At 63.2% G+C, this 14,583-nt stretch carries 14 protein-coding genes; 9 read left to right on the forward strand and 5 right to left on the reverse strand.

All coding sequences use genetic code 11. The features are described 5' to 3' along the window. Positions 1-141: 141 nt before the first annotated feature. The 3 genes from NKJ20_RS18360 (at position 142) to rpsI (ending at position 1,769) form a co-directional block, all read left to right on the forward strand. On the forward strand, positions 142-606 hold the full coding sequence (locus NKJ20_RS18360; RefSeq protein ID WP_352745889.1) for a PaaI family thioesterase: 465 nt from the start codon (positions 142-144) through the stop codon (positions 604-606). Between the two features lie 214 nt (positions 607-820). Beyond that, on the forward strand, positions 821-1,285 hold the full coding sequence (rplM, locus tag NKJ20_RS18365; RefSeq protein ID WP_023674645.1) for a 50S ribosomal protein L13: 465 nt from the start codon (positions 821-823) through the stop codon (positions 1,283-1,285). A 1-nt stretch (position 1,286) separates the two neighbouring features. Next, positions 1,287-1,769 (forward strand): 30S ribosomal protein S9, encoded by a 483-nt coding sequence (gene rpsI / locus NKJ20_RS18370; RefSeq protein WP_023674644.1) that lies wholly within the window; start codon positions 1,287-1,289, stop codon positions 1,767-1,769. Positions 1,770-1,880: 111 nt separating this feature from the next. On the opposite strand, the gene NKJ20_RS18375 is transcribed toward rpsI, so the two are convergent. Next, positions 1,881-2,783 (reverse strand): LysR family transcriptional regulator, encoded by a 903-nt coding sequence (locus tag NKJ20_RS18375; protein ID WP_352681584.1) that lies wholly within the window; start codon positions 2,781-2,783, stop codon positions 1,881-1,883. A 94-nt stretch (positions 2,784-2,877) separates the two neighbouring features. Here NKJ20_RS18375 and NKJ20_RS18380 point away from each other — a divergent pair, with 94 nt between their 5' ends. Next, positions 2,878-3,756 carry an aldo/keto reductase family oxidoreductase gene (locus NKJ20_RS18380; RefSeq protein ID WP_352745891.1) on the forward strand — a complete coding sequence of 293 codons (879 nt, stop codon included), beginning with the start codon at positions 2,878-2,880 and terminating at the stop codon, positions 3,754-3,756. A 354-nt stretch (positions 3,757-4,110) separates the two neighbouring features. Here NKJ20_RS18380 and NKJ20_RS18385 read toward each other — a convergent pair whose 3' ends face one another. Continuing rightward, positions 4,111-5,169: a glycerophosphodiester phosphodiesterase family protein gene (locus tag NKJ20_RS18385; RefSeq protein WP_352745892.1), complete on the reverse strand. Its 1,059-nt coding sequence runs from the start codon at positions 5,167-5,169 to the stop codon at positions 4,111-4,113. 305 nt (positions 5,170-5,474) lie between these two features. Here NKJ20_RS18385 and speB point away from each other — a divergent pair, with 305 nt between their 5' ends. From speB to NKJ20_RS18400, 3 genes are read left to right on the forward strand one after another with little or no spacing between them, the layout of a single operon-like run. Then, positions 5,475-6,482, forward strand: a complete 1,008-nt coding sequence (gene speB, locus NKJ20_RS18390; RefSeq protein ID WP_352449331.1) for an agmatinase — start codon at positions 5,475-5,477, stop codon at positions 6,480-6,482. A 29-nt stretch (positions 6,483-6,511) separates the two neighbouring features. Beyond that, positions 6,512-7,438: an N-acetyl-gamma-glutamyl-phosphate reductase gene (argC, locus tag NKJ20_RS18395; RefSeq protein WP_352449330.1), complete on the forward strand. Its 927-nt coding sequence runs from the start codon at positions 6,512-6,514 to the stop codon at positions 7,436-7,438. Then, entirely contained in the window at positions 7,439-8,278 is an 840-nt protein-coding gene (locus NKJ20_RS18400) for an aminoglycoside phosphotransferase family protein (protein ID WP_352449329.1), read from the forward strand. Here the strand turns inward: NKJ20_RS18400 and NKJ20_RS18405 are convergent. Beyond that, positions 8,268-9,362, reverse strand: coding sequence for a COX15/CtaA family protein (locus NKJ20_RS18405; protein WP_352745893.1), 1,095 nt, complete (start codon positions 9,360-9,362; stop codon positions 8,268-8,270). The genes NKJ20_RS18400 and NKJ20_RS18405 overlap by 11 nt on opposite strands. A 151-nt stretch (positions 9,363-9,513) precedes the next feature. Here NKJ20_RS18405 and NKJ20_RS18410 point away from each other — a divergent pair, with 151 nt between their 5' ends. Beyond that, entirely contained in the window at positions 9,514-9,741 is a 228-nt protein-coding gene (locus NKJ20_RS18410) for a DUF2842 domain-containing protein (RefSeq protein ID WP_023674629.1), read from the forward strand. Here the strand turns inward: NKJ20_RS18410 and NKJ20_RS18415 are convergent. Then, a complete protein-coding gene (locus NKJ20_RS18415; RefSeq protein WP_352449326.1) occupies positions 9,738-10,796 on the reverse strand; it encodes a polysaccharide deacetylase family protein in 1,059 nt (352 codons plus the stop codon). The genes NKJ20_RS18410 and NKJ20_RS18415 overlap by 4 nt on opposite strands. A gap of 90 nt (positions 10,797-10,886) precedes the next feature. Here NKJ20_RS18415 and NKJ20_RS18420 point away from each other — a divergent pair, with 90 nt between their 5' ends. Further along, on the forward strand, positions 10,887-12,116 hold the full coding sequence (locus tag NKJ20_RS18420) for a GNAT family N-acetyltransferase (protein WP_352745894.1): 1,230 nt from the start codon (positions 10,887-10,889) through the stop codon (positions 12,114-12,116). Between the two features lie 23 nt (positions 12,117-12,139). Here the strand turns inward: NKJ20_RS18420 and NKJ20_RS18425 are convergent, their stop codons facing one another. Next, positions 12,140-14,389 carry a GumC family protein gene (locus tag NKJ20_RS18425; protein WP_352745896.1) on the reverse strand — a complete coding sequence of 750 codons (2,250 nt, stop codon included), beginning with the start codon at positions 14,387-14,389 and terminating at the stop codon, positions 12,140-12,142. Between the last annotated feature and the right edge of the window lie 194 nt (positions 14,390-14,583).

Here is a 14,583-nt window from a genome sequence, read left to right on the forward strand (position 1 = left end):
ATTCCGGATCGAAGATGGACTAATCTAGTATGCCGTCTCGCTTCGTCCAACTCCCTCGTCCGCTTCTGCCATAATGAATGAGCTGTTGCCAGAAACGCCACGTCGCGTTCATACATGCAGGGCGCAAACCGGGAGACTGAAATGCCCGCCCACAGCAATCTCAAGCCGGTGCTGACGGCTGCTGAAATCAACGCGCTGATGGCGACCATTTTCCCGCAGCTCAACGACCAGTTCACCTTCTACGAGGCGTTGGAGGTGTTTCCAGGCGGCTGTGTCGTGCGGCTCAACGCCGACGAGCGCCATTTGCGTCCCGGCGGCACCGTGTCGGGTTCAGCGCTGTTCACGCTGGCCGACATAGGCGGCTATGTCTGCGTGCTCTCGCATGCCGGACCGGATGCACTTTCGGTCACCACCAGTCTCAACATCAATTTCGTCCGCAAGGCCGAGGCCGGGCCGATCGACGGCCATTGCCGCATCCTCAAGCTCGGCAAGAGCCTGATGGTGTTCGATATCGACATCGTCGCCAGCCCGGAGGGACACACGGTAGCGCACGCAACGGGCACCTATTCGATCCCGCCAAAGCGGGTTGATGGTGTGGTAAAATAATACCTTTCATCCAAGGCGTTGTTTTTGCTGGATTTTGATAGCTCGCCGACATTTCACGCGCCTTGACGCAGTCGCCGTCCTCTCCTATAAGCCCTCACGGAACAGCGGCCCGCAAAGGCCGCCGTTTTGTTATTGGCCGCGGGCGAGCGCCTTTCGCCAATCCAAGCAACAAGAAACGCCTTCTTTTGAAGGTCCGAACCGAAAGCAACAATCCATGGCAACCTTTTCGCAGAAGCCTGCGGATGTGGTGAAGAAGTGGGTGCTGATCGACGCCGAGGGTCTCGTCGTCGGCCGTCTCGCCACTGTCATCGCCAATCATCTTCGCGGCAAACACAAGCCCACCTTCACCCCGCACGTCGACGACGGCGACAACGTCATCGTCATAAATGCCGACAAGGTGGTGTTCACCGGCAAGAAGTTCACCGACAAGGTCTATTACTGGCACACCGGCCACCCCGGCGGCGTCAAGGAGCGCACCGCGCGCCAGCTGCTCGAGGGTCGTTTCCCCGAACGTGTCGTCGAGAAGGCCGTCGAACGCATGATCCCGCGTGGCCCGCTCGGCCGTCGCCAGATGAAGAACCTCCGCGTCTATGCAGGCACGGAACATCCGCATGTCGCCCAGCAGCCCGTCGTCCTCGACGTGGCCAAGCTGAACGCCAAGAACAAGAAGGTTTCGTAAGATGGCTGAGCTTTCCTCGCTCGCAGAACTCGGAGCTGCCACCGGCAATACCAACACCCAGCCGGCCGCACCCGTCCACGTCCAGAAACTCGATAAGTCGGGCCGCGCCTATGCCACCGGCAAGCGCAAGAACGCCATCGCCCGTGTCTGGGTGAAGCCCGGCTCCGGCAAGATCGTCGTCAACGACAAGGTGTTCGCCGAATATTTCGCGCGCCCGGTCCTGCAGATGATCCTCAACCAGCCGATCATCGCCGCCAACCGCGCCGGCCAGTATGACATCGTCGCCACCGTCATCGGCGGCGGCCTCTCCGGCCAGGCCGGTGCCGTGCGCCACGGCATCTCCAAGGCGCTGACCTATTACGAGCCGGCGCTGCGCGCCGTGCTCAAGAAGGGCGGCTTCCTGACCCGCGACAGCCGCGTCGTCGAGCGCAAGAAGTACGGCAAGGCGAAGGCCCGCCGGAGCTTCCAGTTCTCCAAGCGCTAAGCGCTGCGCAATTACACGTTTTCGAAAGGCCGCCTCCGGGCGGCCTTTTCTTTTCATACAGGGGCATCACCCCACCCGCGCCTGCGGCGCGGTTCATGCCTGGCGCAAAGCTCAGGTCCGGCTGTCCTTGATGAAGTCAATGAACGCCCGCAACGGCGCCGGCACGAGGCGCCGGCCGGGATAGTAAAGGAACGGCCCGGAGAAGCTCTGCCACCAGGGTTCAAGCAGCGGTTCGAGCGCCCCGCTCTCGAAGTGAGGGCGTAGCCAATCCTCGAACAGGCTGATGATGCCGGTGCCGGCGATGGCTGCATCGACTTTGAGGTCAGTCGCCCCGCCCAGGGTCACGACAAGCGGCCCCGTCGGGTCGACCCGCACCACCTCGCCGTCGCGCTCGAATTCCCACGGCGGCATCGCACGGCTGGCAAAGCGGCCGCGCAGGCAGGCGTGGCCGAGCAGGTCGCGCGGGTGTTGCGGCCGGCCATGACGATCCAGGTAGGCCGGGCTGGCGGCGGTGGCGAAGCGCTGCACGCGCGGTCCGATCGGCACAGCGATCATGTCCTGCTCCAGCCGCTCCTCATAGCGAATGCCGGCGTCGCACCCCGCCGCCAGCACATCGACGAAGCTCTCCTCCGAGATCACCTCCAACCGGATGCCCGGATAGGCGGCGAGAAAAGGCGGAACGATGCTGGGCAGTACCAGCCGCGCCGCGCTGACCGGCACATTGAGGCGCAACGTACCTGCCGGCCTGTCGCGAAAGCCGTTCACTACGTCGAGGGCCGACTCCACCTCGGTCAAGGCAGGACCGAGCCGCGCCAGCAGGCCTTCGCCGGCTTCCGTCAGGACAACGCTGCGGGTCGTCCGGTTGAGCAGCCTGACACCGAGCTGCGTCTCCAGGCGCCGCACCGCCTCGCTCAAGCCGGACGCACTGCCGCCGCTGGCGCGTGCCGCATCCCGAAAACCTCTGGCGCGCGCTACGGCCACGAAGGCGTTCAGGTCCCCGAGATCAATCTGCATTGTTCGTCATTCCGCACAGCCCGTGCGAATTGTACCCAATTATCATGAGATCGGACAGCGTCTATCTGTGCACCGTTCCTGAAGGAGAAAGACCATGTCCAGCGTCGACCAGTCCGGCACATTCATCCTCGGCGACCGCAAGGTGAGACGGCTCGGCTACGGCGCCATGCAGCTCGCAGGGCCAGGCGTCTTCGGCCCACTAAAGGACCACGACGCGGCATTGGCCGTACTGCGCGAAGCCGTTGCACAAGGCGTCAACCACATCGACACCAGCGACTTCTATGGCCCGCACGTGACCAACCTGTTGATTCGCGAAGCGCTCGCACCCTATCCCGACGACCTCGTTATTGTCACCAAGATCGGTGCCCGACGCGGCACGGATGGCTCATGGCTGCCGGCCTTCTCGGCAGAAGAGCTGACACAGGCGGTGCACGACAATCTGCACAATCTCGGACTCGACGTGCTGGAGGTGGTCAACCTTCGGGTCATGTTCGACGCGCATGGCCCTGCCGAAGGGTCGATCGAGGCGCCGCTTGCGACGCTTGCCGAGCTCCAGCGACGGGGCCTCATGCGCCACATCGGGCTGAGCAACGTCACCGCTGCACAGATCGCCGAAGGCCGCAGGATGTGCAGGATCGTCTGCGTGCAGAACCAGTACAATCTGGCGCATCGGGGCGACGATGCCTCGATCGACGATCTGGCCCGCGACGGCACCGCCTATGTGCCGTTCTTCCCACTTGGCGGCTTCAACCCGTTGCAGTCGTCGACCTTGTCCAAGGTCGCCGCACGCCTCGGCGCCACGCCCATGCAGGTCGCGCTCACTTGGCTGCTTCGCCGCGGACCCAACATTCTTCTGATCCCCGGCACGTCTTCCGTCGCGCATCTGCGGGAGAACCTCGCCGCTGCCGACCTCGAATTGTCGGACGATGTCATCAAGGAGCTGGATGGTGTGGCAATGGCGGCCTGCGGGTAGATTACCGAAGGCAGTGATGAGCCAATCTCCCCCAAGTGGGTTCCCTTGCGGGGGAGATTGCCGGCAGGACAGCGAAGGCGCGCGACCTCACAGGCGGGACAACCGAGACGCTGAAGGATCGTCGCATTTTTCTGCCACTACGCCACATTTTGTTCTTGCTTTGTGCCGGCAGCTATGCTACTAATCTCCGTATGGTGCTAATTGGCTCCAACGACCCGCCCACAGAGGCGGGTTTTCTGTTTCTGGGTTCCTTCGAAAGTTGGCGCTGCCGGCCTGGGGTCGGCGGGACAGCGCCCTTCTGCCCTGCCGGGCATCGTCCCCACAAGAGGGAGATCCAGTTCTCGCCGCGCCGGTCTAGTTGATGCTGGCCGTGTTGGCCGGCTCGGCCGGGCGCTTCTCACCGGCATAGGGCACGCGAAAACCGTTCGCCGCCAGCCAACTGATGGCGGCCTTCGGTTCGTCGGTCTGGATGATGGTGGCGCCGCGCTCGACCCAGAAGCCATAAGTCTCGCGCGGCAGGCTGGCCGCAACCGCCAACTCGTCGCCGCGACCGCCGGCGAGGAAGCCTCCCGGCTTGTTGACGATGGCATAGGTGTCGGCCCAGATGTGCCAGTCGCCCCTCACCGCCAGCGCGCGCATGCGCGGGCTGAACAGCGGGCCGCCGGTCTCGGTCAGTGTCTCTGATCCCATGCGCCAGTTGATCATCTCGACCGCGCGCATCGGGAAGGCCCGGCCCACTTTCTCGGCAAACATGGCGTCGCGAACCGCGTCATCGGCGATAATCGGCATGAACTGGAAGCCGCTGCCGATCGCGTCCATGGCGGCCTTGACACTGGCAATCCGCTCCGCATTCCACAGGTTCTCCTTGACGATCACCTGTTCGGCCATGCCGAGGTCGCGCGCAACCGCGACCATGCCGACGAGGCTTTCGGTGTCGAGCTTGTTGTCGAGATTGATGAGGATCCTGTCCCTGGTCGTCATCAACATCTCGCGCAACGTCGAGACCGTCTCGCCCGTAACGGCGCCGGTGCCTTCGATCACCAAACGGCACGTCTTGAGTTCGGCCATCGTGCGGTTGACCACCTCACCCTTGCAATTCGTCGTGCGGTCGAGCCAACTGTCATGCATGACGACGAACTGTCCGTCCTTCGAGCGCCTTATATCGACCTCGACGATTTCGGCGCCCATTGCGATCGACGCCTCGGCGGCGGCGATCGAATTTTCGGGATAGAGCGTCTTGCCGGATTGCATGCCGCCGGCGCGGTGCGCGGCCACTATCACATGGTCGCGCCATTGGTTGGCGTGCTCGAAGCGGTCGAGAATCTGCCTGGCGCGCGTTTCGCCTGCCGATGCCTGGCCAAGGGAGAGCGCCAGCGCCGCGGAAAGTAGAAGGCTCAGCCAAATCGTTCGCATGAGACAGGTCATTCGCACGAGAATCGCTCCGTACCGGGATCGCACCCCGGTTAAGCGATGCCCGTGACAGGCAGGTGAACGAAGCCGGCTTGCAAAATGCCGGAAAATCAGGTCAGCGCCGGCCGAAGCAGTCTTCGGCGGCTACTTTCGGTTGCTTGCCAGGCAATCTCCTGGCGAGCCATGCCGGGTTCGCCTGGCGAGCAAGGATTTGTGACCGGATCGAATGGCCATGATCCTCCGCAGGGGTCGCAATTCTGAGAATTATGTCCAATAAGGTTGCGCGTCGACGCACAGGAGATCGCTTCATGCCGCCAAGGACCATCGATCATGCCTTCACCACCCGCTCCAGGACGGGTGCGTCGTTCGAGCCGACCTATGCCGGCGCCCTGTCGTTCATGCGGCGCAAATATTCGAAGGACGTGAAGGACGCCGATGCGGTGGTGTGGGGCATTCCCTTTGACGCTGCGGTCACCAATCGGCCGGGCGCCCGTTTCGGACCGCAGGCAATCCGCCGCGCCTCGGCCATCCTCGACAACGATCCGCAATATCCGTTTTCGCGCGACCTGTTCGAACAGCTTGCCGTGGTCGATTATGGCGACTGCCTGCTCGACAGCGGCAATCACCAGAAGACGCCTGCCACGATCGAACGCGAAGCGGCGAAGATCCTGAAATCCGGCGCCTTTCTGCTGTCACTCGGTGGCGATCACTTCGTCACCTGGCCGTTGCTCAAGGCGCATGCCGCCATCCATGGCCCGCTGGCTCTGGTGCAGTTCGACGCACACCAGGACACCTGGCCCGACGACGGCAAGCGCATCGATCACGGCTCCTTCGTCGGCCGTGCAGTCAAGGAGGGCATCATCGACCCCGACCGGTCGATCCAGATCGGCATCCGCACCCACGCGCCCGACACGTTCGGCATCAAGATCCTGTATGGCCATGAAGTGGAGGAAATGCGTGCGTCGGACATCGCCTATGCCATCGTCGACCGTACGGGCGGCAAGAAGACCTACGTCACTTTCGACATCGATTGCCTGGACCCGGCTTTTGCGCCCGGCACCGGAACGCCGGTCGCGGGAGGCCCGTCTTCGGCAAAGATCCTGTCGGTGCTGCGCCAGATCAATCAGCTCGATATCGTCGGCGCCGACGTCGTCGAGGTTGCGCCAGCCTATGATCACGCCGATATAACGGCAATTGCCGGGTCGATGGTGGCCATGCACTATCTCGGGCTGTTGGCGGAACGAAAGGCCCGACTCGAAGAAATGAACCAGGGCAATCATGGCGTTGCCGGATTGAACCAGGCAAGCGGCATATAGCTTTGAGATAACAGGAATTTTGGCAAGCAATGAAACCGAAAATCTTCATCGACGGCGAGCACGGCACCACCGGTCTGCAGATAAGGGCGCTGCTTGCCGAGCGTGGCGACCTGGAAATCATCTCCATCCCGACCGAGCGCCGCAAGGAAACGGCAGCGCGCGCCGAGTTCCTCAATGCCGCCGATGTCGCGATTCTCTGCCTACCGGACGCGGCCGCCAAGGAAAGCGTTTCGCTGATCGCCAATGACACCACCAAAGTGATCGACGCCTCGACGGCGCATCGTGTCGCCGATGGGTGGGAATATGGTTTCGCCGAAATGGACAAGGACCAGGCGAAGAAGATCGCTTCGGCGAAGCGCGTCGCCAATCCGGGCTGCTGGCCGCAAGGACCAATCGCGACGCTGCGGCCGCTGGTTGCGGCGGGGCTGCTGCCGGCCGATTTTCCGGTCACCGTCAACGGCATTTCCGGCTATTCCGGCGGCGGCCGGCCGATGATCGAGGATTATGTCGGCAAGGGCGAGGATGCGCCGGAATTCCTGCCCTACGGGCTGACGCTGCAGCACAAGCACGTGCCTGAGCTTAGGACCTATGCTAAGCTTTCGCACGATCCAATCATGCAGCCGGCGGTCGGCAATTTCGCGCAAGGCATGATCACGGTGGTGCCGCTGCAACTCGGCGGCCTCGACCATGTGCCGACCGGCGCCGAGCTTCACGCGGCGATCGCCGATCATTTCGCTTCCATCGATGGCGGCGTGGTCGAGGTGGCGCCGTATCTGCATCAGGAACGCATGCCTGACATCGATCCGGAGATCTATAATGGCACCAACCGGATGAAGCTCTACGTCTTCGCCAATGACGATCGAGCGCAGGCGCTGCTGCTTGCGGTCTATGACAATCTCGGCAAGGGCGCCTCGGGCGCCGCCGTGCAGAACATGGATCTGATGCTCGGCCTCTAAATGGATGTGCCGGCATTTCCAAAGCGCTGGAAGGTCGGCGCGCCCGAACTCATCGCCGAAACGTTCAGCAGCCGCATCTGGAAGGTCGCGCGCGAGGACGGCTCGCCGGCAATCGTCAAGGATCTAAAGCCTTTCGACGATGTCGAGGACGAGTTGCGTGGCGAGCATTTCCTCGCCTGGCGACGCGGCGAAGGCGCGGTGCGGCTGCTGGGCCGCGATGGCCACCGCATGCTGCTCGAGTATGCCGGCGAAACCTCGCTGTCACAGATGATTGCGGATCAGGGCGACAATGCCGCCACCGCGATCGCGGCGGAGGTAATGGCCAAGCTGTTCTCGCCGTCGAAGCACCCTGCTCCACCGGACCTTCAGCCGTTGCGGACCCGGTTTTCCAGCCTGTTCAAAAAGGCGAAGGCCGATCGCGCCGCCGGCGAAAAGAGCCTGTATGTCGAAGCTGCCGAAATCGCGGAACGGCTGTTGTCCAATCCGCACGACGTACGGCCGCTGCATGGCGACCTGCATCACGACAACATCATGCACGGTCCGCGCGGCTGGCTGGCGATCGATCCAAAGGGCGTTCTCGGCGACCCCGGCTTCGATGCCGCCAATGTGTTCTACAACCCACTCGACCGAGACGATCTTTGCCTCGATCCGCGGCGGATCGCGCATATGGCGCATGTCTTTGCAGCAACGCTCGGCCAGTCGCCGCCCGCGATACTGGACCACGCCATCGCCTATGGCTGCCTGTCGGCTGCATGGCACCATGAAGATCGCAATGCGGTCGACGAAAACCGCGAACTGGCGATTGCCGCGGCAATCCGGCGGGTGCGGCTCAGCCTCTGAGAGCGATCTCGTGGGGCAGCGGGTAAGCGCCCTTGGTACCGCGCCAATGCGCGGCGGCGAAGCCCAGCAGAAACAGCGCGAATGCCTGATGCGTCAGGGCCATGTGCAGAGGCACCTGCATCAATAGCGTGCCGATGCCGATCGACGCCTGCACCACGACAATCAGGAACAGCAGCGTCGCGCGTCGGGCATGCGTCGTGCCCGGCAGGCGCTGGCGTGTCGCAATCATGTGCCAGAGCGCGACCGCGAAGATCGTGTAGGCGCCGACCCGGTGGACGAATTGCACCGTCTTCGGGTTTTCGAAGAAATTGCGCCATGCCGGCTCCAGCAGCAGCAGGTCGCCGGGAACCAGCTTGCCGTCCATCAGCGGCCAGGTGTTGTAGCTCAAGCCGGCGTCTAGCCCTGCGACCAGCCCGCCGAGATAGATCTGGACCAGCGCCAGCAGCACCAGGAAGCCGGCCAGACGTTGCGTCGAGCGGTCGGCAGCAGGTTCCGAGTGCGGCGCCAGCCCACGCGCGACCACCATGGTCGCCGTGAAGATCAGCGCCGCCAGCGTCAGATGCGTCGCCAGCCGGTATTGGCTGACCGAAACCCGGTCAACCAACCCGGACGCCACCATCCACCAGCCTATCGCGCCCTGCAGGGCGCCGAGAAGGAGGATGCCCGACAACTTCGTGCCGAGGCCCCGCTCGATGCGGCGCGTCGCCCAGAAGAGCAGCAGCGGCAGGGCGAAGACCACGCCGACACTACGCGCCAGGATGCGGTGCACCCATTCCCACCAGAAGATCGACTTGAACGCCTCGATGCTCATGCCGTTGTTGAGTTCGGCATATTGCGGGGTCTGCTGGTAGCGCAGGAACTCCTCCTGCCACTCGGCATCATTGAGCGGCGGGATGACGCCGTGTATCGGCTGCCATTCGGTGATCGACAGGCCGGAATTGGTGAGCCTTGTAGCGCCGCCGACCAGTACCAGCGCAAACAGCACCAGGAGCACGACATAGAGCCAACCGCGTACCAGCGCGCGGTTGCGAAGGTCGCGATCGCGGGCGGCGAAAGGCGCGGCATCGGATATGGCAGCAGCCATGGATTTGTCCCGGCGGTTGAAGTCGCGGATTGGTGAACCATCGCAACCCGGCTTGCAAGACCGGACAGCGCGGCACGCCGTCGCGCCGTTTCTGGCGGGTTGCGCGTATTGGCTGTTCGGCCTAAGCGATAGCGATCAACGAGATCGCGCCATGCCCATTCGCCTGAAAAAGCTGATCGGAAGCTTCCTGCTGGTAGTGCTGGTCATAGTCTATGCGCTGGTCGCCTCGATTGTGGCGGTCGCCCAATTGTCGCAGTCCGGGCCGCTGGCGCACTTCATCTTCTTCCTGCTCAGCGGGCTTTTGTGGGTGCTGCCGGCGATGGGCATCATCAAATGGCTGATCCTGGAGCCGCGGCCGAAGGGGCGAGGCAACAGTTAGATCGTCACCACCGTCTTGCCGGCATTGGCCAGCGGCGTCGTCACGCCCGACAACATTGTTCGGATGTGGGCGACGCTCTGGTAGCGGCCATTGACCGAAATGCGCGGCAGGGCGTGCAGGAAGCCGGCATGCTCGGCGCGGAGTATGCCGTGGCGGGTCGTCACCGCCGAGGCGTAGCCGGCATCGCGGACTAGGCCTACTTCGCGGCGGCCGACGGCACTGGCATAACCGTAGGGATAGGCGAAATGGCGCGGCTCCTCGCCGAGTTTGGCCTGCAATATGCGCTTGACATCGCCGATCTCATGTCGCGCATCGCTCTCGGAAAGCCGCTTCAGATTGCAGTGATTGACGCTATGTGCGCCGATCGTCACCAGCGGGTGCCCGGCCATGGTGCGGATCTCGTCCCAGTTCATCAGCGTGCTCGGGCGCGGACCACCCAACTCGATGCCGTTCGAGCGCGCCAGATCCCGCAACACCGCACGCTGGTCCTGCTCGCGCACCTTCAGCGTCAGATGAGCGTGCAGGCGCGCATTGGCCTGGACCTTTTTTCCCGGACTCGAGCAGTCGATTGTCACCGGGCCATCCGGCGTCGTCAGCGTCAGGCGATCGCGCGCATTGACGATGTCCTCGACCACGTCCCACCACAAATCGGCAGCGCCGTCGATCAGCCCCGGCGCGACGTAGATGGTGATCGGCGCGCCGTGTTTCTCCAGCACCGGCAGCGCCTCGGTCATGTTGTCTCGATAGGCGTCGTCGGCGGTGATTGTCGCAAACTGGCCGTCCTTGTCGCCAGCCTTGATGCGCTCGATCGCCTCGTCAAGCGTGACGAAACTGTAGCCGTTCGCCTTCATGTCGGCGATCACGGTGTCGAGGAACCCGGGCGCGATGTTCAAGTGGCGGTTGACGCCGTTCGGCTTTTCCGGCGTCGCGGTAACCCGATGCAGCATCAGGATGGCGCCAAGGCCGCCGATAAACGGCTTGGCCAGCGGCGCGAGACCGGAATAGCGGGCGATATTGAGCGCCAGTTTGCGGATTGCCTCGCCCCCGTCGATCATTCATTCACCTTTTGCGCCTAAGCTCATCAAGCATGGAATGCGCCTGCGCGGGACCCCCAATCGCGACGAATACGCCCTAAGGATTGAGGTATGGTTGACGCCACCGCGTCATTTGACGGCAATCGGCTGGCAAGCAGCGAGGCGTCGCCGTGTGCCTTGCCGGCCGGCAAAGCCGGCCTGTCAACCTCGGTCGCCGATAGTGCGGCGTTGGCGGCGTACGCAGAATTCTGCCATTCGGCGCTTTTTGCCCCTGCGCAAAGCGCAGGCTGGATCCTGAACTGGGCCGCACATACCGGCGCCGACGTTGTCGTTGCGACGCTGCGCGCCGAGGACAGGCCGGTTTTCTCACTGGCGCTGGAGGTCACTCGCAGTGGAGCGTTCCGCGTCGCCCGGTTCATGGGCGGCCGCCATGCAAACGGCAATTTTGCCGCCGCCGACCCGCAATGGCTGGCGAATGCCGATAGCGCGGCGATCCGCTCGATGCTGGCTGCGATTGCCAAGGCGCGGCGCGACATCGATCTTGTTGCGCTGGAGCGGTTGCTGCCCGATCTCGACGGCGTTGCCAACCCGCTCTCCGCCTTGCCGCATTTTTCGAGCCCCAATCTGTCGCTGGCCGCCGGTCTTGTGGGAGGATTTGACGCACTGCTCACCCGCGTGAGCGGCAAGCGCAGGCGCAAGAAGCATCGCTCGCAGGCGCGCAAGTTCGAGGCCGTTGGCAGCTATCGTCGCATCGAGGCGAGAACTGCGGACGAGGTGCACATGCTGCTCGATGCCTTTTTCGAGATGAAGGAATTCCGCTTCCGCAAGATGGGCATCGCCAATGTTTTCGGTGAGGCGGAGGTGCGCGCTTTTTTCCGCTCGCTGTTTGCCGACGCGCTTCAAGAGGAAGATCCGTCCTTCGTCCTGCATGGGCTGGAAGTCGCCGGCAAACTTCGTGCAGTCACCGGGTCGAGCCGCTCGGGCAAGCGGCTGATCTGCGAATTCGGGGCGATTGCCGAGGACGACCTCGCACACACCAGCCCGGGCGACTTCCTGTTCTTCGAGAACATCCAGGAAGCCTGCGAGGCGGGTTTCGAAATCTATGATTTCTCGGTCGGCGACGAACCCTACAAGCGATTGTGGTGCGATGTCGAAACGCAGCATTTCGAGGTGCTGGTTCCGCTGACGCCGAAAGGTCGTGCGCTGGCGCTTGCGCTCAGGCACGGCGCAAGCCTGAAGGCATTCATCAAGCACAGCCCAATGGTCTGGAAGCTGACCAAGCTGCTGCGCCGTAAAGCCGTGGGGCGGACAGCACCGGCCGCAGGCGAAGACGACAGCTGATTTCGATTTGAGAGAAAACTGCCTCAGGCGGCCGAGCGCCGTCCCGGCATTGGGCCCGGCGCCACATGGCCGATGGGCGTGACCAGCGTCAGGTCGGGATAGCCACTCTCGATGAGCGCGACCGCGGCCTGCGTCACCTCGTCGTCCGGCTCAAGCATGGAGAGCAAGACCTCGGTCCCCTCGCCCACCAGGCGGCTGATGCCTTGCGCGTCGGCCGGTCCGCATTCGACCACGACCAAATCATAGGCGGTGGTCAGCGACTGCATGATGATCGGCAGCCGGTCGGCGGCGCGCATGGCGCGGACCGGATCGGCTGTGCCGACGGGAATAACGTGGCAGTCCGAATAGAGATCGGGGTGGATCACATCGCTGAACTGCGCTTGCGAGGCGAGCAGATCGGTGATGCCCGGAAACAGCCCGCTGTCCAGCATCGGCCGCGAGGCGGCACCCGAAGCGGTGAGATCAAGCAGCAGCACGCGAAGCCCGGCGTCGGAGACTGCGCGCGCCACCAGCACTGCCGAGGCAGCCGCCTCGTCGCCTTCTGGCGACACGAATATGGCGCGGGCGGCACCGGTGGCGATCAGTTTTTCCGCGGCCTTGTCGATGTCGACCTCGCCGAGGATAGAACGTGCCGGTTCAATGTCTCCAGCGGCCATTTCAGAGTACTCCGGTTCGATTTTCTCGGCAGCCGCTTCCGCCACCGCGACGGGTTCCGGCTCCACTTTGCTTTCAATGATATTGTCGTCGTCGGCCTCATCGATCTCGACGACTGCCGGTTCGGACCGGCCAACCGACGGGTCGGGCTCGGCCATCACGCGTTCGGCCTGGACAGCCGGCATCGCAACCTGCTCGATGCGCTCGAAATGGGCACCGGCGGCCGGACGCATGGCGCGGCCGGAAAACAGTTCCTGCAGCAGCGTGACGATCGCCATGATGAGCAACGAGCCGACAAAGGCCGCACTGACAATCGGACCAATCTTGGGGAAATAAGGTTCGGCCGGCACCTGGGCGTCCGAAAATACGCGAGCGTCGACGGGCAGATAGTTGCGATCCTTGCGTGCGGCCGCCTGGAGATAGCTGGATGAATAGAGATCGAGCTGCTGACGCTTGGTCGCGGCATCACGCTGCAGCGCATCGAGTTCCACCTGCTCTTCGCCGGCGCGGGCGGACGCCGCCTTCAGCGTGTTGACGTCTGCCACGAGTTGAGCCTCTCGCGCCTTCGCCGTCTCGGCCTGCGCCATCAGACCTTTCATGATCTTTTCCGCTTCGTTGCGGATCTGGCGGTCGAGATCCGCGAGCTGCGACTTCAGCGCGCGGATGCGCGGATGGTTGTCGAGCAAGGTGGTGGAAAGGTCGGCGATGTTGTTCTTGAGTTCGACTTGCCGCTCGCGTAGGCGCTGGATCAGTTCGGAAGACAACACCTCCGGAACGGCATCCAGCGAGCCGCCATTGCGCAACGCCCTGCGCACGCTGTCGGCGGTCGCTTCCGCCGAAGCGCGATTGGCGCGCACGCGTGACAGTTCGCTCGACAATTCGGACAGCTGCTGGGTGGCAAGCACCGAATTGTTGCCGCCCATCAAAAGATCGGACTGCGCACGGAATGCGGCAACCTTGGCTTCCGCCTCCTTCACCCGGTTCTGCAGATCCGCGATTTCCGGCGCCAGAAAGTCGGTGGCGGCGGAATTCGATTCGAGCTTGGCATTGCCCTTGGAGGCGATATAGGCGTTTGCAATGGCGTTCGGGATCGCGGCGGCAAGCTTTGGATCCTCTGACGAGAACTCGATTGCGATCGCGCGGGTTTTTTCAACGCCATAGACGTTGAGCTTCTCATGCATTGCGTCCAGCACGCGCTCTTCCAGCGGAATCTCGAACGGATCGCTTTTCAAGCCAACAAGGACAAGGGCGCGGCTCAGCGCCGACATCTTCAGCGCCTCGTCGAATTCGGGCAATTTCGCCAGGTTGAGCTTCGCCGCCACCTGCTTGAGGATGTCGGGGGACGAGATGATCTGGACCTCGGTGGCCACAGCCTCTTCGTCGGGAATCGACCGCTCGTTGCTGTTGGCCCCGGCTGGCCGCGTGAACTCCGATTCTCGAGGCCCGATCTCCAGCTTGGCTGCCGCCTTGTATTCGGGCGTTGCAAGCCAGGCGAGCGCAAAGGCCAGGCCGGTTACAACCAGTGCGACGACAAGGATGCGCAGCCAGTTTCGCGCCAGGCTGGCGAAAAGCTGCCTGAGATCGACGTCGACATCTGCGGCCGCGGATTGAACGGACATGCATCCCTGCTCCGGTACTGAGTCAGCATGCACCGTAAACAACTATGGTAACTCAGCCGTTAATATCGCGGTAAGAACCTGTCAGGCTCTATTAATAAGCCGCAAACAAGAGGCTGAAAACCATCTGCATTCGTCGATCCGGCCCGCATCGGCCGCGCGCCTTTACCGGCCATTAACCCTAACAGGATGATAAC

Source organism: Mesorhizobium sp. M0185 (assembly GCF_040322175.1).
Lineage (GTDB): Bacteria > Pseudomonadota > Alphaproteobacteria > Rhizobiales > Rhizobiaceae > Mesorhizobium.

Excerpts from the sequence above, each read along its gene's own strand:
- NKJ20_RS18360 (WP_352745889.1), top strand. The coding sequence starts at position 142 with ATGCCCGCCCACAGCAATCTCAAGCCGGTGCTGACGGCTGCTGAAATC.
- rplM (WP_023674645.1), top strand. The coding sequence starts at position 821 with ATGGCAACCTTTTCGCAGAAGCCTGCGGATGTGGTGAAGAAGTGGGTG.
- rpsI (WP_023674644.1), top strand. The coding sequence starts at position 1,287 with ATGGCTGAGCTTTCCTCGCTCGCAGAACTCGGAGCTGCCACCGGCAAT.
- NKJ20_RS18375 (WP_352681584.1), bottom strand. The coding sequence starts at position 2,783 with ATGCAGATTGATCTCGGGGACCTGAACGCCTTCGTGGCCGTAGCGCGC.
- NKJ20_RS18380 (WP_352745891.1), top strand. The coding sequence starts at position 2,878 with ATGTCCAGCGTCGACCAGTCCGGCACATTCATCCTCGGCGACCGCAAG.
- NKJ20_RS18385 (WP_352745892.1), bottom strand. The coding sequence starts at position 5,169 with ATGCGAACGATTTGGCTGAGCCTTCTACTTTCCGCGGCGCTGGCGCTC.
- speB (WP_352449331.1), top strand. The coding sequence starts at position 5,475 with ATGCCGCCAAGGACCATCGATCATGCCTTCACCACCCGCTCCAGGACG.
- argC (WP_352449330.1), top strand. The coding sequence starts at position 6,512 with ATGAAACCGAAAATCTTCATCGACGGCGAGCACGGCACCACCGGTCTG.
- NKJ20_RS18400 (WP_352449329.1), top strand. The coding sequence starts at position 7,439 with ATGGATGTGCCGGCATTTCCAAAGCGCTGGAAGGTCGGCGCGCCCGAA.
- NKJ20_RS18405 (WP_352745893.1), bottom strand. The coding sequence starts at position 9,362 with ATGGCTGCTGCCATATCCGATGCCGCGCCTTTCGCCGCCCGCGATCGC.
- NKJ20_RS18410 (WP_023674629.1), top strand. The coding sequence starts at position 9,514 with ATGCCCATTCGCCTGAAAAAGCTGATCGGAAGCTTCCTGCTGGTAGTG.
- NKJ20_RS18415 (WP_352449326.1), bottom strand. The coding sequence starts at position 10,796 with ATGATCGACGGGGGCGAGGCAATCCGCAAACTGGCGCTCAATATCGCC.
- NKJ20_RS18420 (WP_352745894.1), top strand. The coding sequence starts at position 10,887 with ATGGTTGACGCCACCGCGTCATTTGACGGCAATCGGCTGGCAAGCAGC.
- NKJ20_RS18425 (WP_352745896.1), bottom strand. The coding sequence starts at position 14,389 with ATGTCCGTTCAATCCGCGGCCGCAGATGTCGACGTCGATCTCAGGCAG.